We start from the raw sequence: 24,032 nt of genomic DNA on the forward strand, positions 1-24,032 counted from the left end.
ATGCTTAAATCTCGAATTACACGGAATTGAATTTTGAGCTTAGCTTGAAAAAGTACCGTTAAATCAGAGGTTTTTAAAGAAAAAAAGTATCATTATATGGAAATCACTCTGTTGATTTGAGTGAATTCAGCGCATATGCTGGAATGTTCGTAGATTAACGGGAGGAAATCCTGTTAAATGAAATCTTGTCGCTATACGTAGCTAATTAGCAGGATGTGTTCCATCTATATTTAGAATCCTATTAACTTCGAAAGGAGTACCCAACTGAGAGGGTACTCCTTTTTGCGTATATAAAGCAGCAAGGAGGGGAGAATCGTAAGAGGAATATTTTGTACATAAGGGGCAGCGACAGATGGAATCTTATATGAAGGAATTAGAAGAAAGGATGGGCGGGAATGATGATTTTTTTATCCTGCCCGATCAAATACTAGGCACTCCGTTCGTGATGATGGGCTTTGTGACTTTGATTGATTTGACGAGGACGAAAATCACGCTTCGCAAAAATAGGGAGAGTCTATCGGAGAGTGTAAGTGATATTACTGAACTCATGGCGGTATTCGGAGATATCAGAGAGTTTGACTTAGAAGAAATGGTAACCTTGTTCATAGGCGGCAAGCTCATCCTATTATTTGAGGGTCAGCAGCGTTATGTGGTTGTTGAACCGATCCCCAATGTATTGAGCCGGGCAGTGGAATCACCTACGAATGAGAACGTCCTGCAAGGATCGATGAGTTCGTTCAACGAGGATATTGATACGAATATCGGCATCGTCAGAAAACAAAGCATATCCAAGCATGTTCGTGTAAAAACATTTTTAACAGGCAGTGAGCAGCTTAAAAAATTGTCATTGATCTACGATAATTGCCATGTTGAGCCGGAGTTAGTGGAAAAAATTATAAAACAAATTGAAAGCAGCAGCGAATATGAAATTAATAATCTGCAGAATCTTTCCAAAGCCATGGGTTTCTCCTCTTGGTCGGCCATACCGAAATTTTATACGACGGAATTGCCGCAAGAGGCGGCGAATGCCTTAAAGAAAGGGAAGGTCATTTTGTTTGTTGACCGCTTGCCATTCGCGCTCATTTTGCCCAATCTGCTATGGGATATGTTCTCGCTTGATAATGACCGTAATTTCCCTCTCCCCATCATGTATGCGATCCGAATATTGCGAGTAATTGGTGTGCTTACTACACTGCTTGCTCCAGGTCTCTATGTGGCGCTTGTTGCGGTTAATCCCGAAGTGCTGCGAATCGAGCTGGCTCTGACGATTGCCCAAAGCCGCGAAGGCGTGCCTTACCCGGCGATCGTGGAAATAATATTTATGCTCGTCATATTGGAGCTTATTATCGAAGCGAGTACGAGACTTCCCAGAAGCATCGGTCCGACGATTACGATGGTAGGCGGAATTATTCTGGGTCAAGCCGTCGTAACGGCAAGGCTGGTAAGCAATTTGCTCATTATCGTGCTTGCCGCTACGACGATAGCGAATTCCACGGTGGTTGGATTCCAAAATTCGCTTTCGATCCGTTTGTTCAAATATTTGCTCGTCATTCTGTGTTCGATTTACGGCGTTCTTGGTCTGCTTGCAGGCTTAGTCATACTCAGCGCCTACCTTGCAAGCATTAATACGTTTGGCATTTCATATTTGAATTTCAATATGAAAAAGGGTGAAACCGAAAATGGATAAAAGCAATCATGTTGTGCTGGTATACTGCCTGACGCAGCTCGGCTTTATGTTTTTCTTTTATCCGGGCAATATCATCTCCAGTGCGACGGAGGGGCACTGGATTCCCATTGTCATAGGGATGCTTGTTAATATACTGGTCGTCTGGGCTTATATGAAGGGACTGAGTTATTTTCCTAAGCAGGACATCATCAGTATTTATTTGGGCGTGGGCAAGTGGGCAGCTTTTGTTTTTTTATGTCCTCTGGTTATTTTTTTACTGTTGGTCAATATCATTACGGTGCGGGGATTCTCAGAAGTGATTTCCCTTGTTTTTTTGGAAAATACGCCCGTTTGGGCGATATCGGGCCTATTCATTTCTATATCCACGTATATGGCAATGAATGGTATAGGCGCTATTTTCCGGACAGGTGTGCTTCTCGCTTTCCTATTTCTTCCATTGATATTATTTACCTTCGTTATCTCCTTTCAAAATGTGGATTTCCACTATGTATTTCCGCTCTTGACCAAAAATTTTTCGTTCCTTTGGCAACCAGGGTATATCCATAGTTTTTCTGCGTTTGCGGGAAGTTTTCTGTTTCTGGGCTTCATCACGCCTTATTTCACCTATAGCCGCTCCAAAATGATGCTGGCGCTCGCGGCACTCGTGCCTTTTTTTATCCTTTCCGTCTATCTGCCGATTCTTACGTTCGGACAGGCTACCGCATCTACGTTCAATTTCCCATTTGTTGTCCTGGTGAGCACGGTACATATCAACTGGCTAATGTTTGACCGGGTCACGATGTTTTTGTTGCTGAGTCTGATCACCTTCGCTATGTTATTTATTTCTTTGCTGCTATGGGAGGTCAGCCGGATTTTGAAAAGAGCCATGCCAAAAGCCAAGCCGAGTTACCTCATCCTCATTGTATCGACTCTGATTTTCGCTGCTTGCTTGTCGATTTCTAGCTGGCAGGACGTTCAAATGCTGTTCAGTTGGAATGTCAGCTTCCGTTTTTTTACGCTGTTTGCCATTCCGTTTTCTATTCTGATTATTGGTCTTCGCTCAGGAAGGAGGCAGAAAGTTGAAAATAGGTAAATCGCTGCTTGCTCTAAGTCTTGTGGTCGCGTTATGCGGGTGCTGGGACAATACGGATATTAACCATCGTGTGCTGCCGGTTGTGATGGGTGTGTCGAAAAAGGATAGTGAGTATAAAATTTTTCTTCAAATCCCGGAGCCAATCCAAAATCATACGTTAATCAAAATCGTTACGGGATCAGGCAGCACGATTAATCATGCAGTCGATAAAATCAGCGCCAATCTGGAGGATCACGTGGATCTGCTTCACGTGAAGCTAATATTGCTCGATAAAAAGTATGCTCAATCGGGAGTAGATGATTCGATTGCGGATTTTATGAGGGGGCGGGATGTGTCTCCAAAGACGCTTGTATCTATTTGTGATGAGGACTTGGAGCAGTTTTTCATAAAAGTAAAGAAGAAGATGGAGCCGAAGGGCACGACGTTATATGATTTCTTCGAAAAAAATGCAGGCTGGAATCCGCAAATTGCTTTAACGCGGGTGTGGGAGGTCTATCGCAGCATTCACTCCTATACACGGGATGTCGCCATTCCGGTCATTCGCTCTGGCGCTTCAACCGTTGTACAGCATGAGGGCTCGGGCGTCATTAAAAACGGTAAAATGGTTGCTCAAATCGATTCCGACGAGACCTTGCTGTTCAATGCTTTTAACGGTGAGAGCACACAGGGGAAAATTGAAGTGATGGATCACGCGAGCGTGCTCATTACAAGCAATTCCATTCGTCACAAAGGCACAATGATCGATGGAAAACCTTATTTGAAAAGCAAAATTAAATTAAAGGTTGTCATCCAGGAAACAAAGGGACATCCGACAAGCGATGAAATCAAGAAGGAGATTGAGGTGATGCTGAAGTCTAGATTTGATCAAATGTTTGTCAAGCTTCAAGGGAGCGGGGCTGATATTTTAGGTACAGGACAATATTTTCGCAATTTAATACCAAGGACCCAGTTGAAGGATTGGCGCACGCAATATTATCCAAAGCTAAAGCTCGACTTTCAAGTGCAAGCGACGATCGAGAATACGGGCTTTACAAATTTGCAATAAGGCTAGCAAAGGGACTGTTTATTGTATAGCGATAAATAAATCAATTTCATTTGTGAAGCTTTCCGGTTTGTAGCGTTCATCCCATATTTCGAAATCATAATCCTTTGGTGCATTGCCCGTTTCACTCATCCATTGGCTATATAGATAGTTATAGGAGCTCGTCAGTTCAGATTCCGGTCCCTGATGTGTGTAGGCAGCATATTTATTCTCGGGGACCGTGTGGCTGATCATATCGGAAGGAACAGTGCTGAGCGTATCCGCCTCATAGCCGATAATATTAATAAACTTATCAACTTGTGGGTTAAAATCGGCATTCATCGGATAGATCTGCATTAAAATGACACGTTCACTTTTCCGGTATTGAATTTCCTCTTTTCTTTTCATTAAAGTACGGTAGCTTTGCTTGCCGACACCAGCTTCAAACTCAGCAATAGTAGCTTCCAGCTTATATCCGACAATATGAAACATTGGCAATGTGATGATGTTGACTTCCATGTCATCTTCTCCCATTCTTTAATCGTCCCATTCCAAAAAAGAAGGACGGGACAGTCTAGCCTTTAGTATAGCAAACTATGAATGTGAAATCATGGTAGGCGGCAAAGCGATAAAGAAAGCTTCCAGTACGAAAGTGCCAGGAAGCTTTCTTTTTTGCGTGAATAGGCTTTGATCGCTTCTGATTGATGGCAAGAAGCTTAAAGAGGCTAATCATAGGATAGAAAAGCCAAGGATGCCTCATATCGAACGCCGCGAGATAGGCTTAAACTATTCGTGACATAACAAAGGGATGGTGAAAGCATGGCAAAAATTACGGGAATCCAGTGTATCCGTACGCGGAAAAACGGAGCGTGGACGATTGTGAAGGTACTTACAGATCAAGATGGTCTTTACGGGTTAGGCTCCGCTTCGGATATTTACAACCCGGAGGCTGTTGTACAAGTGATTGAGCAATTGCTGGCACCGCTGCTGATTGGCAAGGATGCTGCGAATATAGAAGACCTTTGGCAAACGATGTATATGAGCGGATACTGGCGAAACGGCGCGATTTTGCATACCGCAATCGGCGGCATTGATATGGCATTATGGGATATTAAGGGCAAGGAAGCCAGTTTGCCTGTGTATCAGCTGTTAGGAGGCGCGAGTCGTGCTGCCGTACCGTGTTACGGACATGCGGGGGGAGCCGACATCGGTGAGCTGAAAGAAGATGTGCAGCGATATATGGAGGAAGGCTATACCGTCATCCGTGTACAAATGGGCGGATATGGCGGTGGCGGATTCATTGATAACAGTAAGGCGAATCTCCCCTTGAACCCCTGGTCACGGGGCCCGATCTTTGACGAACAGGCGTATTTGAATGCGATTCCGGACATGTTCGAGAAGCTGCGGGTAGCGTTTGGCATGGGGATCCAATTTACGCATGATGTTCATGAGCATCTCTCCCCGATCAATGCGGTGCAGCTTGCCAAGCGGGTTGAGCCTTATGGTTTGTTTTTTCTGGAGGATGCGCTTGCGCCGGAGCAGATTGGCTGGTATCGGCATTTGCGCCAGCAAAGCGCGACGCCGCAAGCGGTGGGCGAGCTGTTCGTCAATCCGCAGGAATGGACGGAGCTAGTCAAGGAGCGGTTGATCGATTTCATCCGGGTCCGCGTCTCCAAGGCGGGAGGCATAAGCGCCTGCCGCAAAATTGCGGCGCTGTGCGAGGCATTTGGCGTACGTACCGCATGGCAGGAAGGAGGGGAAAACGATCCTGTGAACCAAGCCGCAGCCGTTCATTTGGACATGGCGATTTGGAATTTCGGCATACAGGAAGTGAACCATTTCCGGCCGGAGGAGCTGGATGCTTTTGAAGGGCATATTGTCCGCAAGGGCGGTTATTTGTATCCCTCAAGCAAGCCGGGACTAGGTATCGAGCTAGATGAACTCAAAGCGCAGCTGCTAATCGGAGAGAACTGGAATCGTGGTGCTTACCACAATCCCTATCACCTTGACCGGAAAGCAGACGGAACGCTAGTGCGTCCATAAAGAAACAGAAACGGAGGGACAACCCTATGCATACAATTGCAGTAACTGGCGGCAGCGGCAAGCTGGGCACGCAGCTCATCCACACCCTTCAGCAGCAGGGCTATCAGGTAGTATCGCTGGATAATCAGCGCTCCACGAAGCTTCGCTGCAGGCAAGTGACCGTCGACCTGAATGATTTTGGCCAAGTGGTATCGGCTCTCCACGGCGCGGATGCCATCATTCATTTGGCGGCTATTCCAGCGCCGCTTGTCTATACGTATCCGCAAATATTTACCAATAATACAGCCGCAGGTTATCACATTTTGGAAGCGGCTTCGATCCTTGGCATTCGCAAGGTGGTGATGGGCTCAAGCGAGTCTTCCTATGGCTTTGCTTGGGCGCCGACGCCTTTCTCGCCGGATTATTTGCCGCTCGATGAGGATCATCCGCAGCAGCCGCAGGAATGTTACGGCTTATCCAAGGTGGTCAATGAGCTGACAGCTGCCATGTTCGACCGGAGGAACGGCATGCAGGTCATTTCGCTGCGGTTCTCGATGATTACGAAGCCGGAGGATTATAAGCATCTGGCTGTGAGCAGGCCGGAGGCCTTTAAGAACATTTTATGGAGCTATATCGATATCCGCGATGCGGTGAGCGCGTGCATGGCTTCGCTGCAGGTCGAGGATCGCGGGGCCATCTGTCTGAATATTACGAGCAGCGACACGTTAAGCGATTGGGACACGGAGAAGCTGCTGAGCCATTTTTACCCGGAGGTTGCGGACTTGCGTGCCCCATTGCCAGGAAGGACAGCTGTGGTCAGCAACCGGCTAGCGCAGGATGTGCTCGGCTGGATGCCCAAGCATTCCTGGTCGGATCGGGAGGAAGAGGCGACTCCCTAAGTCGCTATCGGAAGAAATTCATCGCGTATCTACAAGCACATGATTTGAGCTGGGTATTCTTAAGTTGAAATCGCATGAGAAGACGGGTAAGAAACAGGAAGAACTTAAAGAACTTAAAGTGTTTAAAGAGTGGGCCTCTGTCAAGAAAGTGGACTCCATGTAAATGTAAATGAATTGGACGCTTGGTCATACATGCTCTCAAATCGAGCGGGGATACGTCGCCCAAAGAACCAAGAATACTTTTACGGTTGTAAATGATCTCAATATAGTCGAAACTCACTTGCTGAGTCTAAGCTTTGGTTTTGAAACGTGCGCAGTAAATCGACTCTTTCTTCAGCAAACGATGAAACGACTCGATACACGCATGATCATAACAGTTGCCCTTGCGAATCATGCTTGTTTTCATTCAGTACGGTTGTACCCTTGTGCGATACGCTTCCGAGGCAGATTGAGCACTTCGATCCGAGTGGTGGAGCCTGGTTTTTCCTCTCCATTTCACGCAGGTGCTGCTCAAGCTGCCGTAGTTTTTCCAGAGTAACAAAAGATTACGATTGAAACTCATCATGATACGGAACTTTCCAATTATGCAGAACACCCGCGGGTATCCCGACTTCTCCGAAATTTGAGGCATTGTCTTATTTTGCTCTAGAATGTAGCTGACTATCTTTCTCTTAAAATCTTCGCTACAATTGTTTTTTTTCATGTCGGACACCCTGTCCGTTTACGGTTATCATTAACCTTCACTTAGGGTGTCCGCTATGTTTTCCAGTTGCATAATTAGATCTATCCCAGCCTCTCCCCACCAAAATGCCTCCAAAACGCCATTCCAGCGTCATTTAGATCTAAAAAATAGACCTATTTCTCCTGAATTAGCCAAATTGCTCGAAATAGATCTAAAAATTGGATCTATCCCAGCCTCGCCCCATCCAATTGCCTCCAAAATGTCATTCCAGATTGGATAGTAAATAGACATAAACCCAGGCCTTTGCGGAGATGAACTCGTTAAATTTTTGGATTCTTGCGATAAAGTTCAAATGGATATATCAGCTTTTTATGAAATTGAAATCCGGCGAGAGCATCAGCTTACAAATGTCATCGTCTGTCGGAAGGAATCGATTTCCATCTATTGCGTAAGCGCTTTCGATTCATGGGGGGAGAGTGGATGGTTTTGCGTAGATAGAGGCTAAATATTGACTGCAAAAGAAAATATCGCCTCATATTTGCGGCAGGCCGGATGCGTTAACATTAATGGTAGCAAGAGGAAGAAAATACATGATGAGAGGTGAACGAGGGTGGGAAGCATTACGTTCAGCCATGTCTACAAGCACTATAAAGGGGAGTCGCGTCCGGCGGTCAACGATTTCCACCTTTCCATTGAGGAGGGCGAATTTCTGGTGCTCGTCGGTCCTTCCGGCTGCGGCAAATCCACTACGCTGAGGATGCTGGCCGGTCTGGAGGATATTACCGAAGGGGATTTGTATATTGATGAGAAATTCGTAAATTATGTTTCTCCGAAGGATCGGGATATCGCAATGGTATTTCAAAACTATGCATTGTACCCTAATCTAACTGTTTTTGAAAATATTGCACTGGGTCTAAAGCTTCGCAAGACGGCCAAGCATGACATTGAGCTCAGAGTCAACCGCGTGGCCAAAATACTCGAAATTTCTCATCTTCTTGAACGCAAGCCAAGCCAGCTCTCGGGCGGCCAAAAGCAGCGGGTTGCGCTAGGCAGGGCGATTGCCCGGGAGCCGCAAGTGTTCCTCATGGATGAGCCGTTGTCGAATCTGGATGCCAAGCTGAGAGCACAGACGAGGGCGGAGATCATCAAGCTGCAAAGCGATCTGAAGCGAACGATGGTTTATGTCACCCATGACCAGGTGGAAGCGATGACGATGGGAACCCGGATCGTCGTCATGAAGGATGGCGTCATCCAGCAGGTGGCACCGCCGCGCCAGCTTTATGATGAGCCAGCAAATCTGTTTGTGGCTGGCTTCATTGGCTCGCCTCAGATGAATTTTTTGGAAGGCAGCCTTGTAAGGGAAGATGGGCGTTATTACTTTCTAAACAAACGGATGAAGCTGCTCGTGCCGGAGCGGCATTATGAGCATTTCGCAGTGAAAACCGCATCCCTGCGCAACTGCGTGCTCGGCGTTCGTCCTGAGCATGTATGGCTAAAACGCGAGAATGAAGAAAAGGATGAGCCGGAGGACGGCTTCGTCCGCTGCGTCGTCGAAATGACGGAAGTGACCGGTGCCGACTCTTACGTCTACGTCAAGCTGGGCGAGAAGACAGTTATTGGCAGGACCGAGCCGGAGACGATGTATGAGAAAGAAGAGAAGCTGCTGATCGGCTTCAACATGAACAAGGTGCATTTCTTCGATGAGCAATCCGGCGTATCCTTGGCAGCCGGGGGAGAAGAAGGATGAAGAGGATGAGGATGCTGGGCATCGCGCTTCGTCTCCTGATTGCTGTGGCGCTTGTATTTGGAGGCATCCGGTGGTTGACGGCAAGTGACCCGATTCTGCATGCAACGTCCGTAAGCGCCGAGCAACTGCTTGCCTTTGAGAGCAAGCCGGATCAGCTTCCCTACGCCAAGCTGATGTATCAATACCCGGAGGCCAATGTAGCGAGCAGCGGCGCGAAGACGATCGAGATTAAGCCGACCGAGTACAGCGCGGCCGCGGAGGATGCTATTTTGGCTAGCAGCGAGGAAGGCGAGGCAGCACTGCGCTGGGGAAATGAGCAGGGCTGGGTAGAATGGACGTTTGAAGTGCCGACGGGCGGTTGGTATGAGCTCCATTTTGACTATAAGCCGTTAGAGGGAGGAAATGCTTCCGTTGTTCGCGGCGTGCAAATCGATGGGCGTTATCCGTTCGTCGAATCGGAGCGAATTGAGCTGGAGCGGCTGTGGAAGGATTCGAAGTATCCGTATGACAGCAATGAAATCGGCCAGCAAATCCGGCCAGCCCAGAAGGAGCTTGAAGGCTGGAGCGAGAAAGCCGCAGCGGTATTCTCGGCATCATCAGAGCCTGTGCTTTATCGGTTGGAGGAAGGCCAGCATAAGCTGAGGCTGGTTGGCGTAAGGGAATCAGTCGCCCTGCGCAAAATTGCATTCGTGCCGAAAACCGAAATTCCAAGCTATGAAAATTACAAGCGCTTACATCCCGCTGTGGAAACACAACCCGGCTGGTACAGCTTAATTGAAGCGGAGCAGTTCCAGCGCAAATCGAGCTTAGCGATCCAGACTGATTTTTGGTCGGAGCCTTATATTTCTCCGGACCCGAAAGGCCGAATTACTTACAACGTATTAGGCGGACAGCGCTGGAGGCTTCCCGGCGAGTGGGTGGAATGGGAGCTGTCGGTGCCGGGGGACGGTTGGTATGAAATAGACCTGAAAACGTTCCAAAACTATCGGAACGGATTCGAGGCGTACCGCACGATCTCCATCGATGGCAAGACGCCTTTCCAAGAGCTGTTGCATTATGGCATACCTACGGAAAAGGAATTCAAAATCGGCGCGCTCGCGAATCAAGAAGGCGAATCCTTTCTCTTTTATTTGGAGAAGGGCCCGCATACGCTGCGCATGACCTCGGACTCCTCGCTGGTACAGCCCGTTTATCTAGCATTGAAAGAGGCGCTTGACCAATTGGCGGATTTCGACCGTCATATTCGGCTGCTGACGGGCAATTACAGCAAATCGGGCTTCGATGCGAATACCGATTCGACTCGGACATGGGATATGCGTAAGCTTGAGCCCGACGTTGAGCAGAAGATGGCAGGCTTCATTGCTCATTTAACCGATATTCGCAACTATATTAACGGACTGAACAAAAAGGATTCGGATTTGTCCGAAGCGATCAAGGGCTCCGTTGCTATTTTGGAGAAGATGCTCGAAGACGTAAATGAAATTCCGAACAAAATTAACGATTTCTCAACGATTCAAAACAATATCGGGACTTGGATGGCTACGCTGACGCAGCAGCCTCTGTTGCTGGATTATATCGTGGTCCGTACGCCAGGCACCGAGACGAATTTGAAGACGGCGAGCACGCTGGCAAGAATTCCATATGCGGTCACGGATTTCGGCCGCACCTTCTATATGGACTATGACACGCGCAAGCATAACCGGAAGGAAGCGCTGACGATCTGGGTACAGCGCGGACGGGATTACGTTGAGCTGCTGCGCGAGATGGTCGATCAGGACTTCACGCCGCGAACGGGAATTGAAGTGAATATTAATCTCATGACCAATCCGAATATGCTGATTCTCGGCAACGCCGCTGGCGACGTGCCGGACATCGCGCTCGGAGTTGGAGAATCGACACCGGCGGACTTCGCGATGAGGGATGCTGCAGAGGAATTGTCGGGCTTCCCGGGCTTTGATGACGTATTCGATCGATTTATTCCGGGAGTGAGCCGGTCTCTCAGCTATGACGGCGGCATTTACGGCTTGCCGGAGGTGCAAAACTTTCAGATGCTGTTCTACCGGACGGATATTCTGGAGGGCCTGAACCTGAAAGTGCCGGATACCTGGGATGACATATTCGATATGCTCCCGACGCTTCAAGAGAATGGCATGACTATGAATTATCCGAAGAGCGATTTCTCGACCCTTTTCTTCCAGAATGGGGCTGAAGCTTATTCGCCGGAAGGCTTAAAAGGCACACTGGCGAGCGATGCCGGCCAGCAAGCGTTCAATCGCTGGACCGATCTGTACCGGAAATACAACTTGCCTATCGATATTCCGGCATTTTTCCAGCATTTCCGCGACGGTGACATCCCGATCGGGGTAGCCGATTTCAATACGTATGTGCAGCTGCTCGTAGCTGCGCCGGAAATTACGGGACACTGGAAAATCGCGCCGCTGCCAGGCGTCAAGCAAGCCAGCGGCGAGGTGGAGCGGTGGTCTCCGCAGGGGATATCCGCCGCCATGATCATGAAGAAAAGCGAGCGGAAGGACGACGCTTGGAAATTCCTTGAATGGTGGACCTCGGAAGAGGTGCAATCGCAATATGCGAAGGATATCGAGTCTTTCTACGGGATCGAGTTCAGGTGGAATACCGCCAACGTCGACGCGATGAAAGCACTCACCTGGCCAAGCGATGACCTGAAGGCGCTGCAGGAGCAAGCGCGCTGGGCCAAAAACATGCCTTATGTGCCCGGTTACTATTTCCTTACAAGGGAAATGGAGTTTGCCTGGAACCGAACTGTAATGGAAGGGATGCCGGCACAGGAATCGCTAGAGCAAGCCCAGCTTTCCTTACAGCGCGAGATGAACCGAAGACAACAAAATTTTGGGATTAAGGCGGACGATGATCTGCATATCCCGCAAATATCGAAACCTTATGAATGGGAGGAACCGCAGAGATGAACACGCAGCTTTCTCCCAGCGTGGAGAGACCAAAGCCGAAATCGGCCATTCGTTTAAAATGGAACCAATTTTGGCGGGATATACGACGAGACAGCTTCGTCTACCTGTTTCTCGCGCCGTTTCTCCTTTGCTTCCTTTTGTTTATCGTGATACCGGTCATTATGGCCGCAACGCTAGGTTTTACCTCTTACGACGGCTTTGGCTCATTGCATTTTATCGGCATAAGCAATTACATCAGCTTGTTTACACAGGATATTATCTTCCTGACGAAGGCCATTCCGAATACGTTCTTGTTCGCACTGATTGTAGGTCCCGGCGGCTATATTTTGGCTTTCTTGTTCGCCTGGCTCATTCATCAGCTGCCGATCCGTATCCGCGATTATTACACGCTGGCCTTTTATGCACCATCGATGGCCGGCGGCGTGGCGCTGTCGGTCGTCTGGATCGCAACGTTCAGTGGCGACCGCGTCGGCTATTTCAACAACTTCCTGCTTGGCATGGGCTGGATCGACAGTCCGGTCATTTGGCTGCAGGACCCGAAATACCTGCTCAAAATTATGATTGTCGTATCGCTATGGGTAAGCTTCAGCGTTGGATTTCTGGCGATGCTGGCGGGTCTGCAGACAGTCAACCGCGAGCTTTACGAAGCTGGCCGGATCGATGGCATTTCCAGCCGGCTGCAAGAGGTGTTCTATATTACAATTCCGTCGATGAAGCCGCAAATGCTCTTTAGCGCCGTCATGTCTATCGTTGGGACGCTGAAGGCGGGCGGCATTTCCACCCAATTGACGGGAATGGCGATAACCCCTTCTTACTCGGGGCATTTGATTATCAATCATATCGACGATTACGCTTTTATCCGTTTTGAGCTCGGGTACGCATCCTCGGTCTCGGTGATGCTGCTGATTATCAGCTACTTTGCCATGAGATTCGCTTACCGGCTGTTCGGATCAAAGGAGGAGCTGTAGAACCATGATTCGAAGACTTCGCAGAGTGACGCCGTTTCAAGTCATTCTAGTCACCGTGTTTACTGCGCTCGCAGCGTTTATGTCCCTGCCGATCATTTTTATTTTGAACCATGCGTTCAAGCCGCAGAATGAGCTATTTCTGTTTCCGCCGCGGTTTCTGGTGCAAAATCCGACGCTGCGCAATTTTGAGTCGCTGATCCTGCATGCCTCCAATGCAACGGTGCCGTTCACTCGTTACCTGTTCAACAGCTTGATCGTAGCGGGGCTGACGCTGGGCACGGTCATTATCGTCAGTACGATGGCTGGATATGTGCTTGCGAAATACCAGTTTCATTTTAAACAGCTAATTCTGTCTCTGATCACTTTATCCTTGATGTTTGCGCCGGAAACGGTGGGCATCCCCCGGTATCTAATCATTAGCGGACTTGGGATCAATAACACGTATTTCGGCCATATTCTGCCTGCGCTGGCCTCACCAATCGCCGTATTCATGCTGGTGGGCTTCATTTCGCAAATTCCAGGAGAGCTTCTCGAGGCTGCAAAGATGGATGGAGCAAGCCACTTTGGCATTTTTACGAAAATGGTTCTGCCCCTGTCGGTTCCCGCTATTGCGACGATATCGATCTTTACCTTTCAAGGCGTATGGGGAGACGTCGAGACCTCGACGCTGTTCATGCAAGAGGAAACGATGAGGACACTCGCCTTCTACGTCAACAGCCTGCTAAGCGGGCTGCAAAACAGCGTATCGGGCCAAAACGTAGCCGCAGCCGCCGGTTTGCTTATGTTCTTGCCCAACCTGATCATCTTCCTTCTCTTCCAACGCAGAGTACTAGAGACGATGGTCCATTCGGGAATCAAGTAATTCCAATCAGCAAAGGAAGTCGTAACGATGAAGAAATTTCTTACATTCCTGCTTCTAGCGGCGACCTTCATGCTTGCCGCACCGGAAGCGATTCATGCAGAGCTGCCTTATCGAATGTTTTATTATGACAGCAACCAGGCGACTTGGCTGCGCATTCAGCCGATTTATGCGCCAACGGAAACGAAAGGCACCCGTTTTGTCGAGCCGATTGATCTTCAGGTCGGTGCGGATGACAAGGTGTACGTAGCGGATAAAGGCGCAAATAAGGTAATCGTTCTCGACAATGAGGGCGAGCTGCTTCTTACCATCGGCGAGGAGGAAGGGGAGAGCGCGCTGAGTGCGCCCGAAGGCTTATTCGTTACACCGGAGGGGCTCATCTACGTCGCCGACTCGGGCAATCAGCGAATTGCAGTATTCGGAACAGATGGCTCGTTTGTCCGGGAATACAAGAAGCCTACCTCTACTTTTCTTGAGCAGCAGCACTTTGTTCCCGTCAAGCTGGTCGTGGATCGGCGCGGCGTGATGTACATCAGCTTGAATTCCTCCTATCAAGGCCTGCTCCGCATCAACGAGGATGGAGAATTCATGGGTTATTTTGGCGCCAACAAAGCACAGCAAACCGTACTGAATTGGCTAAAGAAGCTCATCTTGAACAAGGAGCAGCTGGATAAGGAGCTGCCGAGCCTGCCGCGTCCCATAACGAACGTATCGATTGATAACGACGGTTTCATCTTCACGGCAACGGCAGCGGGATTTGGGCAGGGAGCGATTCGAAAGCTGAACGCCGGAGGCGTGGACGCTTTTAAAAACAAAACGCTCGTGAACGGTCACGGTATTGTTGACGTCACGAATGATACCAACGGCTTCCTGTACAACGTGGATATGGAATCCGGGCGCGTCAATATTTACGACAAAAATGGAGAAGCGCTGTTCGCTTTCGGTTTTATCGATAACGCTACGCAGCAATACGGCGTACTCGGGTTTCCGACGAGCATTGGCGTAGATTCGAAGTTCGGCGTCTGGATCTCCGACAGCCGCACGGGCACCATCCATAAATTTGAGCGTACGGAGTTCGGAAGCGACGTCATGAATGCTTTAGGCCTTTATATTGATGGCAAATACGAGCAGAGCAAGCCTTACTGGGACCGGGTTTACGCCCGGAATGACATGTATAATGGAACCTTTCAAGGCTTAGGCAAAGTGTATTTGCATGAAAACAATAATGATGACGCACTTTCATTTCTGAAGACTGCCTTCGATACCAAAAGCTATTCCAAAGCTTTTTGGCAGGTAAGGCTCGACTTCCTGCAGCAGCATTTCTTGTGGATCGCGGCTTCGGTGGTAGCGCTTATTCTCTTGCTCAGCTATGGACCGCGGATGATCAGAAACCAGCTGACGCGCAAACCGCTGCCGGAATCGTGGCAGCGTCCGCTTAGCGATTTGCGGAATGTATGGTTCGTGATGCTTCATCCCTATCAAGGCTTTTACAAGCTAAAGGAAGCCAGAGTCGCTCCATGGATTATCATTCTGATTCTGTTCTCCGCCGTTGCCGTAAAGATTGCAACGATTTATTACACCGGATTTTTGTTCCACCCGGTAGAGCTTTCGCAGATCAATCTGCTAGGCAGTTTAGGCTTGTTCGTAGTTCCATGGATTACTTGGATTATTGCCAATTATCTTGTATGCAGCGTAAAGGATGGCGAAGGGAAATTTAGGGAGGTTATTCAGGGCAGTACGTATGCGCTTGCGCCGTACTTGTTCTTCTCCATTCCGACCTTGATCTTATCTAATATGGTGACGCTGGATGAACGGGTAATCGTCGATTCACTGAATACGGTCATGTTTCTGTGGATGGGTGTCATGCTTATCGTGATGACGCAGGTCATTCATAATTTTGATTTTATGGAAACGCTCAAAAACATCGCGATTACGGTATTTACGATTGGCACGATCTGGCTGTTTGCCTTTCTCGTGTTTGGCCTTTCCTACAATTTGTATGATTTCTTCTATCAGCTTTACAAGGAGGTGACCTTCTATGGTTGAGCTCATCAAGCGCACTTCCCTTCGAGTAAAGCTCGCGGCAATCGCATTTTGCCTATTGTTAATCTTTGGACTGGTCTTCTTCCTGCAAAAGGATGAGCTGTCGCCGGCCAAAGCGCTTGAGTTAACCGGGATTGCTGAGCCGGTCGCCAATCGGGCGCCTTTATACGAAGGTGAAGCCTGGAGCCCCGTGGCTGGACCGGATGGGTTTGCCGAGGCGGCGTCGAGCGAGGATTTTACGCTGTATGTAGACCCCGCAAGCACGCAAATCGTGTTAGAGGATAAGCGAACAGGGTACAAATGGCGCAGCAATCCAGCGGAGGAGCAGCTGGCTAGCGAGACGGTAAAGGGAGTGCTGCTCGCCAATTTGAAATCCCCGTTTGTCTTGACCTATGTCAGGACGCAGGGCAAGGACCAAACGATCCGCGAGGTATTGAATGCGGGCGATCCCAAAATCGAAACGTCGATGATTCAAGCGGAAAACGGGCTTCAGGTCTCTTATGCCTTTCCTGAACGGCAGCTTAGCTTCTCGATTCAATACGAGCTAACGCCTAAAGGGCTTAAGGTTCGCATCCCGACGCAAGGGATTAAGGAAGAAGGAGAATATGCCATCTTTACGCTCGATCTGCTGCCTTATTTCGGGGCTGCCTCCTCTGCGGAAGACGGCTATATCTTCGTACCGGACGGCCCTGGCGGCTTGATTCGCTTTGACAGCGAGCGGGCTGGCGTATCGAGAGGCTACATTCATCAGGTATATGGCCTTGAATTGACAAACACGGGCAACTGGAGCCGATCCGGGGAAAGACGCGAGAACATTGCCTACCCTGTGTTTGGCATGAAGCACGGCAGCAATGGGTTTATGGCTGTTCTCACGGAGGGCGGCGGCTCAGCGAATATCGCAGCAATGCCGCCGGGTCTGAAGTCGGGACTCTACAATGTGTATACGAATCAGATCTACCGTGAGGAGTACTTGTACCGGATGAGCCGGCTGGCGGCACCGCTCAAAGCGGTGCAGAAGCAGCGGCTGGATACGGACCGCGAGGTGGAATACCGTTTTCTGAACGGGGAAGACGCGGGTTATGTTGGGATGGCCAAGGCTTACCGCGATTATATGACGGAGACCGGCAAGCTGAAAGAACCGCTGAAGCCGGTAGAGCATACGCCTCTTTATCTGAAGATCATGGGCGGAAATTACACGGAGGCATTTAACAAAATCAAATATATTACCGCGACGACCTTTCCTCAGGCCAAAGAAATCGTTAACGGGCTGGTGGAGCAGGGTGTGCCTAACATCAAAGTCATTTATTATGGCTGGCAAAATCAAGGCGACTATGACCTGTACGACCGCTTCCCGATTGAAGAGTCGCTTGGCGGCGAGGAAGCCGCGAAGGACTTCATATCCAGCATGAGCCAGAAGGACATTGACGTGATGTTCGAGGATGATTTTGTCTGGATCGATTCGGAGAGCTCCGATCTTTCGGGCAAAAACAACGGCATTCGCGGCATTGACGAGACGGTATTCGTTGATGAAGGCTGGTTTATCAGCAAGCCGGCCCGCACCGTTGCGATGGCATACGAAACCATCCAGAAGTTGAAGGACATTGGAGTGTCCGGCCTCCTGTTCAACTGGATGGGCGAGATGGTCTTCCATGACTATGATCCAGACGGCATTGCGACTCGTTCGGATACGATTGCTGTTTATGACGGCTTGCTCGCTTATGCGAAGAAAACGCTGGGCTCAAGCGCCGTATACCGCGGTAATGACTATACGGTTGGGCAAGCCGACTTTATTGCAGGCTTACCAGCCGAATCCAGCTACGACTTCATGGTCGATGAGACGGTTCCATTTTATCCGATTGCTCTACACGGTTATGTGTCTTATGCGTTCGGGGACGGCAATCTTCGCAATGATGTTGAAACCGAGTTTCTGAAAGCGATTGAGTATGGAGCGGTTCCTTCCTTCTTCCTGACGCACGAGGATTCGCGCGTGCTTAAGTATACGGCAGCGAATTTCTTATTCAGCAGCCAGTATGAGAAGTGGAGGGAGCGTATTTTGAAGGAGTATAAGGATTTTGATGCTTTGTCTTCTGTATTCGCTCAAAAAATAGTCAATCACGAGAAGCTCTCCAACAATCAATTTGCCACAGTATACGAGGACGGCACGCGCGTTATCGTCGATTACGGCAGCAAAACATTCGTAGTAGAGAAGGGGGACGGCGCATAATGCAAGCAAAAACAAGAGTACGTGCAAAGCGCCTTTATCTCGGAAAGCGCTACGGAATGGGACTGCTGTTCATGCTGCCTTGGATCATCGGATTTGCAATGTTCGTGCTGATTCCGATCAGTTGGTCACTGTTTATGTCCTTTAACAAGGTACAGGTCGCCGTTGGAGGTTTCAAATATGAATGGATCGGCATGCGGAATTACCGTGATGCCTTTCTAAAGGATAATGTTTTTCCGATCGAGCTGATTACGTATATTCAGGAAATGCTGCTGATGGTGCCGATTATCGTCATCTTCGCACTCCTCATTTCCTTAATGCTGAATCAAAAATTTCCTGGCCGGTTCATTTACAGAGCGTTGTTCTTCTTGCCTGTCATCTTCGCTACCGGCCAGGTGCTCTCGGAGCTGTTCCTGCAAGGGGCGGGAGATATTCCTTTCCTGGAGCAATATAACCTGCTGCCGCTAGTTGAGGAATATGTCGGCAAGCAGTTCGCCGAGACGGTCATGGCTGTCCTTGGCAAAGCGATTCTCATTTTGTGGTATTCAGGCGTACAGATTCTGATCTTTATCGCAGGCTTTCAGACGATCTCCCCGACCATTTATGAAGCGGTACGGATCGACGGCGCTTCCCCTTGGGACAGCTTCTGGAAAATAACCTTGCCGGCTTGCGTGCCGTTCATCAGCTTGAACGTGCTTTACACCATTATCGATCTGTTTACGTTTCCGCTCAATCCCGTGCTTAAGCACATTAAGGACAACATGTTCAAGGTGGATACCGGTTACGGTTACGCCAGCGCGCTTGCGTGGATTTATTTTGGCTTGATCTTCGTGCTGATTGCCCTTGTATTATGGCTGTTCAACCGGAGCCTCAGGACAAGGAGGGTACACTGATGATTACTGCAATGAAGACGGAGCTAGCCAAAGCAAAGCGAAGCATTAGTAACGTGTTATGGAGCCGAAGGTCCCAAAAAGTAAAAGTGATGGTTATGGGACGTAGCCTCTCTGACGGTCTGCTTGCCAAGCTCGTCATTTATCTGCTGCTCTCGATTGTGGCCTATCTTTACCTGCAGCCCATTTTGTATATGGTTAGCACCATGTTCAAGAACATGAGCGATCTGCTTGATCCTACGGTAAAGTGGATCCCGCGCGAGATCACCTGGGAGAACGTAACCAAGGCGATAAAGGGATTGCAGTATCCGGAAGCACTGAGGAATACGGCCCTGATCTCGGTTACCTGCTCGCTCGTTCAGGTCATTATCTGCGCTATGACAGGCTATGCGCTGGCTCGGCTGGCGCTGCCGTTCAAGGGGCTGTTTACGGCGCTTATTATCCTGACCTTCCTGATTCCGCCGCAGGTCATCATTATTCCGCTTTACGTTATTTTCAGCAAGCTGGGATTACTGAATTCCATATTCGTTTTCCTCATTCCCGCTATTTTCGGCCAGGGCCTGAAGGGCGCACTGTTTATTCTTATCTTCAGGCAATTTTTTAAAGCGCAGCCACCGAGCCTGGAGGAAGCGGCGAAGCTGGACGGCGCTAGTACGGCTAGATTGTTTTTTGGCATCATGCTGCCGCTGGCCCGCTCGGCTTGCCTAGTCGTCTTCCTGTTCTCCTTTATATGGTACTGGAACATGTATTACGAGCCATCGATGTTTCTAACCAAGGGGTTCACGCCATTGTCCATCCGCCTCGACATGCTGGAGGAGGTACTCAATCCTTCCTTGCTTGGCAACACCCGTACCATCGTTAATCCGATTACCGAAAGCACCAAGATGGCGGCCGCTTTCCTGATCATTCTCCCGCCTATTCTCGTCTTTATGTTCCTGCAGCGCTGGTTCGTCAGTGGAATTGAAAGAACGGGGATTGTGGAGTAACGCAAATGGACATTGTTGGGGGAGGTGGGGCTTGGCGAGAGCTAATTCGAGATTATGAAGGACGCAACAGTGGATGATGAGGGGAAGAGAAGAAATGAGCCTTATGTGCTTCACAAAACGAAGCAGATGCTTACGAAGTAAGTTTTGCTCCACAATTTGCTCATAAATATGAGCTTAATGTGCTTCACAAAACGAAGCAGATGCTTACGAAGTAAGTTTTGCTCCACAATTTGCTCATAGAAATGAGCCTTATGTGCTTCACAAAACGAAGCAGATGCTTACGAAGTAAGTTTTGCTCCACAATTTGCTCATAAAAATGAGCCTTATGTGCTTCACAAAACTTTTGGGAGGTCCAATCATGAAAAATAAACGTGGATTTACTTGGATGTTGTGTCTCGTATTGATGTTTTCTGTAATTCTTTCGGCATGCTCCGGCAATAATGGTGGCAGCAACACTCCGGCTAATACAAACAAAGCGACGGATCCGCCTAAGACAACGGACAATCAGCCGGCTCCTGAAGAGAAGCATGATCCCGTCACGCTGAAGCTGATCTCCTGGTCTGATTCGTACACGGAGCTTTATAAAAAGTTTAACGAGAAATATCCTTGGATCACGATTGAGCAGATTCCGGTTAACAGCCAGCCGATTATGGAAATTATCGCTTCATTAGAAGCAGCGGGAACGCCTGCCGATTTGACTTGGATCGACAGCGATCTCATTACGTATGATCAAGCGGGCTTGGTTGAGGATCTTACTCCTTACATCGATAAGGATCCTACTTTCCAGGATGTTCAATTGCCTGATGGCTTCTTCGACACCATGACGTATAAGGACAAAAAGCTTGCGGTTCCTTTCGTTGACGTGCCAATGTGGATTCTGGTCAACAAGGATTTGCTTGCGAAGCATGGCGTGGAAATGCCGGCTAATGATTGGACTTATGATGATTTCCGCGATATCGCTAAGAAGATTACAGATCCAGAAGCGGGCGAGTATGGTCTTACGACACAACCGGAATTCCAAATGCGCGTATTAAGCACAAAAGCGATTGCTGACGGTCACGCAGCGAACATTCATTACTTGAACGAGGATTTGACACAAAGCTTGCTGAACACTCCTGACGTTATGAATGATGTAAGATGGCTGGCGGATTTCGTTTGGAAAGATGGCTCTATGCAAAGCAATGCGAAAGCCGCTGAGCAAGGCGATGTAACAAGAGAGTTTATTAACGGTAAAACGGGCTTCGCGATCGGCGGAGACTGGGTGCTGCCTGGCCTCAAAAAAGATGCGAAATTCGAATGGGACGTTTTGCCTTTCCCACGCGGAAAAGTAAGCCAGCCTGGCTACAGCATCTACGGCCCGCTATCCATGTTGAGCGGTTCGAAGCATAAAGAAGAAGCCTTCCTCTGGATCAGCTTCCAGTTCTCGAAAGAAGCGCAAAAATGGAAAATCGATCAAGGTGCGAACGCTTCGGTTATCGATCCTGAATTGACGGCTTATTATGATGAGACGCCAATGTGGGAAGGCAAAAACAAAGAAGCAGTCAAAATCGCCAAAGAAAATGCAAAAATTCAACCAGGCGTGACGGTTCCAGCATGGTCCGAATATAACTGGAACAATATTTTGAACGAAATCATCTTCGATGGTGCGGATATTAATAGACTTATTCCGGAAACCGAGAAGTGGAACAAACGGACGCTTGAGGTTCGTGAGTCCTTGAAATAAATAAATTTGGGAATGTCCGTGAGAACATGAACGTCACATCCAAACACTCTAATCGCATGATTGCGGTTGGAGTGTTTTTTCTGTTTTTACATCTGTAATAGTGGTTTTTTTGTATATTTATGTAAAAGTTATGTCTGATTAGGATCGCCTTCATTTTATTTAAGTTGCTTTTTGATATGTTGTGATTTAAATCACAGAGCATTTTAGTTAAAATGGTTTAATCTAGATGAAATTACAATGGGGGATACAAGAGATGAAAATGGGATTACGCTCGTTAACGAATAAATTTATGTTAGTTATGGCTGCGGCACTAGTTATCGTCGTAAGTGTGATTCTAATCTATGAGTGGAGAGCAACTCGAATCGCCGTAGAAGAGCAGCTTTTGGAAAAAGGCCGTAATTTGGCTTTGTCCTTAGCACACACACTTGAATATGTGACGGAGCAGGATTTGAAGACAGGCGTGGTACTTCAAGATGGAACAAAGTGGGACGGAGAGCAGTTGCGGACTGATTTGTTTAACGATCAGTTGACGGTCAATCCTGAAAGCGAGCAAACGGCTCAAAAAAGGCTAAAGGATGCTGCGTATGCGGCAAAAGAAGCTGTTTTGTATAACGGAGAAAAGATAACGCTTTCGCAATACGAGCTTAAATATGACAGTGCCTATGACAAGTATACGGATGATCGTTGGCAGGGCATTATGGATAGCTTTTTAAATGAAGAAAATATTATTTATGCGATGGCTGCTGCGTATTCCGACAATCCGAGCTTTGCCGGCTATATTGCTACGCATAATGGGGTATACAGCCCTACGGATGAAGCATCCGCAGATGCTTGGGGGGATGTGGGCTTTCTCAGTCAGAATTTCCGGTCGAATCGTGTATTTAATGATTTAACGGGATACAACGCAGTTATGAATACGAACACAGATGATGTTTATGTGCAAAAATATGATCGGCTGATTGATGGAAAAACAGTGGAGACATGGGATGTTTCCTATCCGCTCATGATCGACGGCAAACATTGGGGCGGCGTGCGCGTGGCTTTGTCCAAAGAAAAAGCGGATGCGCTAATTGCTTCCGAGAGAATGAAGGTACTGCTCCAATTCGGCGGTCTGATGCTGGTCGTGCTGGTTATTTTATTTCTGCTCTCGCAGTTTATGGTAGGGCGGAAGCTGCGGACGATCGTGCGCGCTGCTGTCAACTTGAATTCCAGCGAGGCGGATCTTACTTACCGGATACAAAATAAAGGAAATGATGAAATCACGCAGTTGGGTTCAGAAATCAATCGATTTATTGAGCATATGCAGGATTTGATGCGGACGATTCGGAGCAATGCGGCTTCCGTGTCCGAGTTTGCTGAGAGATTAAGCGTTGGTTCACAAAAGAGCAGAGAGTTGTCCTCGCAGCTGGCTACAACCGTAAACGAGATGGCGGTAGGCGCGGAAAATCAAGCGGGTGGAGCAGTAGAGGTTGCCCGTTCGATGGAGGATATGGCTACAAGCGTCGGTCGGATTGCCCATTCCTCTAATGTTATGGCAGAGGCGTCCAGCGATATGCTAGCTGCTGCTGAGCTAGGTCATGAGAAAGCAGGCAACGCGGTTGGGCAAATGGAGCGATTAGGTGCAGCAACGGCTTCCATCTCGCGAGTAATTAGACAGCTGAATGAGCGTTCATCCGAGATTCAGGAAATGGCAGGGACGATTGCCACTATTGCTAACCAAACCAATTTGCTCGCATTGAATGCTGCGATTGAAGCTGCGCATGCAGGTGAGTATGGCCGTGGATTTGCGATTGTGTCGGGCGAGGTTAGGAAGCTTGCGGAGCAGGCTTCGGACCATGCAGGGCATATTGCCGAAACGATTAACGAGGTGCTTGCCCTGACGGCTGATGCCGTTGGTGCTGTAAGTACCGGAGAATCGGAGATGGAGCATGGCATGAGCATCGTTCAAGAATTGAAGGATTCTTTTGATACAATTTGGAAGGAGTCCCGTCAGGTCGCCTCCCAAATCCAGGATGTATCCGCCTCTACCGAGGAGATGGCCGCTGGCAGTGAGGAAGTTAGTGCATCTGTAGACACGATGGCTCAGGTAGCCAAGGATACCTCCATTCACGCCGCACAATCGGCCGCAGATACAGAGCGCCAAAACCAGCTTGCCGAGGAGACGCTGGCACTTGCTTCGTCAGTGAATGAGCTATCGGAAGAGCTGAAGCGATCGATTGAGCGGTTTAGGATTTAGAATTTTGGATTAGGATTTAGTAAAGTATGAT

General features: G+C 48.6%; 16 protein-coding genes. 15 read left to right on the forward strand and 1 reads right to left on the reverse strand.

The genetic code is table 11. The features are described 5' to 3' along the window. Positions 1–352 precede the first annotated feature (352 nt). From E0496_RS24080 to E0496_RS24090, 3 genes are read left to right on the forward strand one after another with little or no spacing between them, the layout of a single operon-like run. Positions 353–1,687, forward strand: a complete 1,335-nt coding sequence (locus tag E0496_RS24080) for a spore germination protein (RefSeq protein ID WP_141504299.1) — start codon at positions 353–355, stop codon at positions 1,685–1,687. Beyond that, complete coding sequence (locus tag E0496_RS24085; RefSeq protein WP_141504300.1) at positions 1,680–2,759, forward strand: GerAB/ArcD/ProY family transporter; 1,080 nt, start codon at positions 1,680–1,682, stop codon at positions 2,757–2,759. The genes E0496_RS24080 and E0496_RS24085 overlap by 8 nt, the downstream gene beginning before the upstream one ends. Continuing rightward, the gene (locus E0496_RS24090; protein WP_141504301.1) at positions 2,746–3,804 is read left to right on the forward strand and encodes a Ger(x)C family spore germination protein; all 1,059 of its coding nucleotides are present in this window, start codon (positions 2,746–2,748) and stop codon (positions 3,802–3,804) included. Before E0496_RS24085 ends, E0496_RS24090 begins: the two co-directional genes overlap by 14 nt. Before the next feature lie 18 nt (positions 3,805–3,822). On the opposite strand, the gene E0496_RS24095 is transcribed toward E0496_RS24090, so the two are convergent. Continuing rightward, on the reverse strand, positions 3,823–4,299 hold the full coding sequence (locus E0496_RS24095; RefSeq protein ID WP_141504302.1) for a GyrI-like domain-containing protein: 477 nt from the start codon (positions 4,297–4,299) through the stop codon (positions 3,823–3,825). A 300-nt stretch (positions 4,300–4,599) separates the two neighbouring features. Here E0496_RS24095 and E0496_RS24100 point away from each other — a divergent pair, with 300 nt between their 5' ends. From E0496_RS24100 to E0496_RS24155, 12 genes are all read left to right on the forward strand, one after another. Continuing rightward, the gene (locus E0496_RS24100; protein ID WP_141504303.1) at positions 4,600–5,823 is read left to right on the forward strand and encodes an enolase C-terminal domain-like protein; all 1,224 of its coding nucleotides are present in this window, start codon (positions 4,600–4,602) and stop codon (positions 5,821–5,823) included. Between the two features lie 26 nt (positions 5,824–5,849). Further along, the gene (locus tag E0496_RS24105) at positions 5,850–6,701 is read left to right on the forward strand and encodes an NAD-dependent epimerase/dehydratase family protein (RefSeq protein ID WP_141504304.1); all 852 of its coding nucleotides are present in this window, start codon (positions 5,850–5,852) and stop codon (positions 6,699–6,701) included. Between the two features lie 1,292 nt (positions 6,702–7,993). Beyond that, positions 7,994–9,130 carry an ABC transporter ATP-binding protein gene (locus E0496_RS24110; RefSeq protein ID WP_139997145.1) on the forward strand — a complete coding sequence of 379 codons (1,137 nt, stop codon included), beginning with the start codon at positions 7,994–7,996 and terminating at the stop codon, positions 9,128–9,130. Further along, positions 9,127–12,075, forward strand: a complete 2,949-nt coding sequence (locus E0496_RS24115; RefSeq protein WP_141504305.1) for an extracellular solute-binding protein — start codon at positions 9,127–9,129, stop codon at positions 12,073–12,075. The genes E0496_RS24110 and E0496_RS24115 overlap by 4 nt, the downstream gene beginning before the upstream one ends. After that, complete coding sequence (locus tag E0496_RS24120) at positions 12,072–13,043, forward strand: carbohydrate ABC transporter permease (RefSeq protein WP_241674955.1); 972 nt, start codon at positions 12,072–12,074, stop codon at positions 13,041–13,043. The genes E0496_RS24115 and E0496_RS24120 overlap by 4 nt, the downstream gene beginning before the upstream one ends. Positions 13,044–13,047: 4 nt before the next feature. Next, entirely contained in the window at positions 13,048–13,905 is an 858-nt protein-coding gene (locus E0496_RS24125) for a carbohydrate ABC transporter permease (protein WP_139997147.1), read from the forward strand. Between the two features lie 27 nt (positions 13,906–13,932). Continuing rightward, complete coding sequence (locus E0496_RS24130; RefSeq protein WP_141504306.1) at positions 13,933–15,948, forward strand: YIP1 family protein; 2,016 nt, start codon at positions 13,933–13,935, stop codon at positions 15,946–15,948. Then, on the forward strand, positions 15,941–18,169 hold the full coding sequence (locus E0496_RS24135; protein WP_141504307.1) for a DUF5696 domain-containing protein: 2,229 nt from the start codon (positions 15,941–15,943) through the stop codon (positions 18,167–18,169). The genes E0496_RS24130 and E0496_RS24135 overlap by 8 nt, the downstream gene beginning before the upstream one ends. Then, positions 18,169–19,059, forward strand: coding sequence for a carbohydrate ABC transporter permease (locus E0496_RS24140; protein WP_241674956.1), 891 nt, complete (start codon positions 18,169–18,171; stop codon positions 19,057–19,059). The genes E0496_RS24135 and E0496_RS24140 overlap by 1 nt, the downstream gene beginning before the upstream one ends. Beyond that, entirely contained in the window at positions 19,059–20,042 is a 984-nt protein-coding gene (locus E0496_RS24145) for a carbohydrate ABC transporter permease (RefSeq protein WP_161601544.1), read from the forward strand. Before E0496_RS24140 ends, E0496_RS24145 begins: the two co-directional genes overlap by 1 nt. A 358-nt stretch (positions 20,043–20,400) precedes the next feature. Continuing rightward, entirely contained in the window at positions 20,401–21,765 is a 1,365-nt protein-coding gene (locus E0496_RS24150) for an ABC transporter substrate-binding protein (protein ID WP_161601545.1), read from the forward strand. A 253-nt stretch (positions 21,766–22,018) separates the two neighbouring features. Beyond that, positions 22,019–24,001, forward strand: coding sequence for a methyl-accepting chemotaxis protein (locus tag E0496_RS24155; RefSeq protein ID WP_161601546.1), 1,983 nt, complete (start codon positions 22,019–22,021; stop codon positions 23,999–24,001). Positions 24,002–24,032: the final 31 nt, after the last annotated feature.

The sequence above is a fragment of the Paenibacillus luteus genome, from assembly GCF_006542765.1.
GTDB lineage: Bacteria > Bacillota > Bacilli > Paenibacillales > Paenibacillaceae > Pristimantibacillus > Pristimantibacillus luteus.

Bases quoted from the DNA above. Each gene is read 5' to 3' on its own strand.
- E0496_RS24130 (WP_141504306.1), top strand. From the start codon at position 13,933: ATGAAGAAATTTCTTACATTCCTGCTTCTAGCGGCGACCTTCATGCTT.
- E0496_RS24120 (WP_241674955.1), top strand. From the start codon at position 12,072: ATGAACACGCAGCTTTCTCCCAGCGTGGAGAGACCAAAGCCGAAATCG.
- E0496_RS24085 (WP_141504300.1), top strand. From the start codon at position 1,680: ATGGATAAAAGCAATCATGTTGTGCTGGTATACTGCCTGACGCAGCTC.
- E0496_RS24125 (WP_139997147.1), top strand. From the start codon at position 13,048: ATGATTCGAAGACTTCGCAGAGTGACGCCGTTTCAAGTCATTCTAGTC.
- E0496_RS24080 (WP_141504299.1), top strand. From the start codon at position 353: ATGGAATCTTATATGAAGGAATTAGAAGAAAGGATGGGCGGGAATGAT.
- E0496_RS24140 (WP_241674956.1), top strand. From the start codon at position 18,169: ATGCAAGCAAAAACAAGAGTACGTGCAAAGCGCCTTTATCTCGGAAAG.
- E0496_RS24115 (WP_141504305.1), top strand. From the start codon at position 9,127: ATGAAGAGGATGAGGATGCTGGGCATCGCGCTTCGTCTCCTGATTGCT.
- E0496_RS24135 (WP_141504307.1), top strand. From the start codon at position 15,941: ATGGTTGAGCTCATCAAGCGCACTTCCCTTCGAGTAAAGCTCGCGGCA.
- E0496_RS24145 (WP_161601544.1), top strand. From the start codon at position 19,059: ATGATTACTGCAATGAAGACGGAGCTAGCCAAAGCAAAGCGAAGCATT.
- E0496_RS24105 (WP_141504304.1), top strand. From the start codon at position 5,850: ATGCATACAATTGCAGTAACTGGCGGCAGCGGCAAGCTGGGCACGCAG.
- E0496_RS24095 (WP_141504302.1), bottom strand. From the start codon at position 4,299: ATGGAAGTCAACATCATCACATTGCCAATGTTTCATATTGTCGGATAT.
- E0496_RS24150 (WP_161601545.1), top strand. From the start codon at position 20,401: ATGAAAAATAAACGTGGATTTACTTGGATGTTGTGTCTCGTATTGATG.
- E0496_RS24100 (WP_141504303.1), top strand. From the start codon at position 4,600: ATGGCAAAAATTACGGGAATCCAGTGTATCCGTACGCGGAAAAACGGA.
- E0496_RS24155 (WP_161601546.1), top strand. From the start codon at position 22,019: ATGAAAATGGGATTACGCTCGTTAACGAATAAATTTATGTTAGTTATG.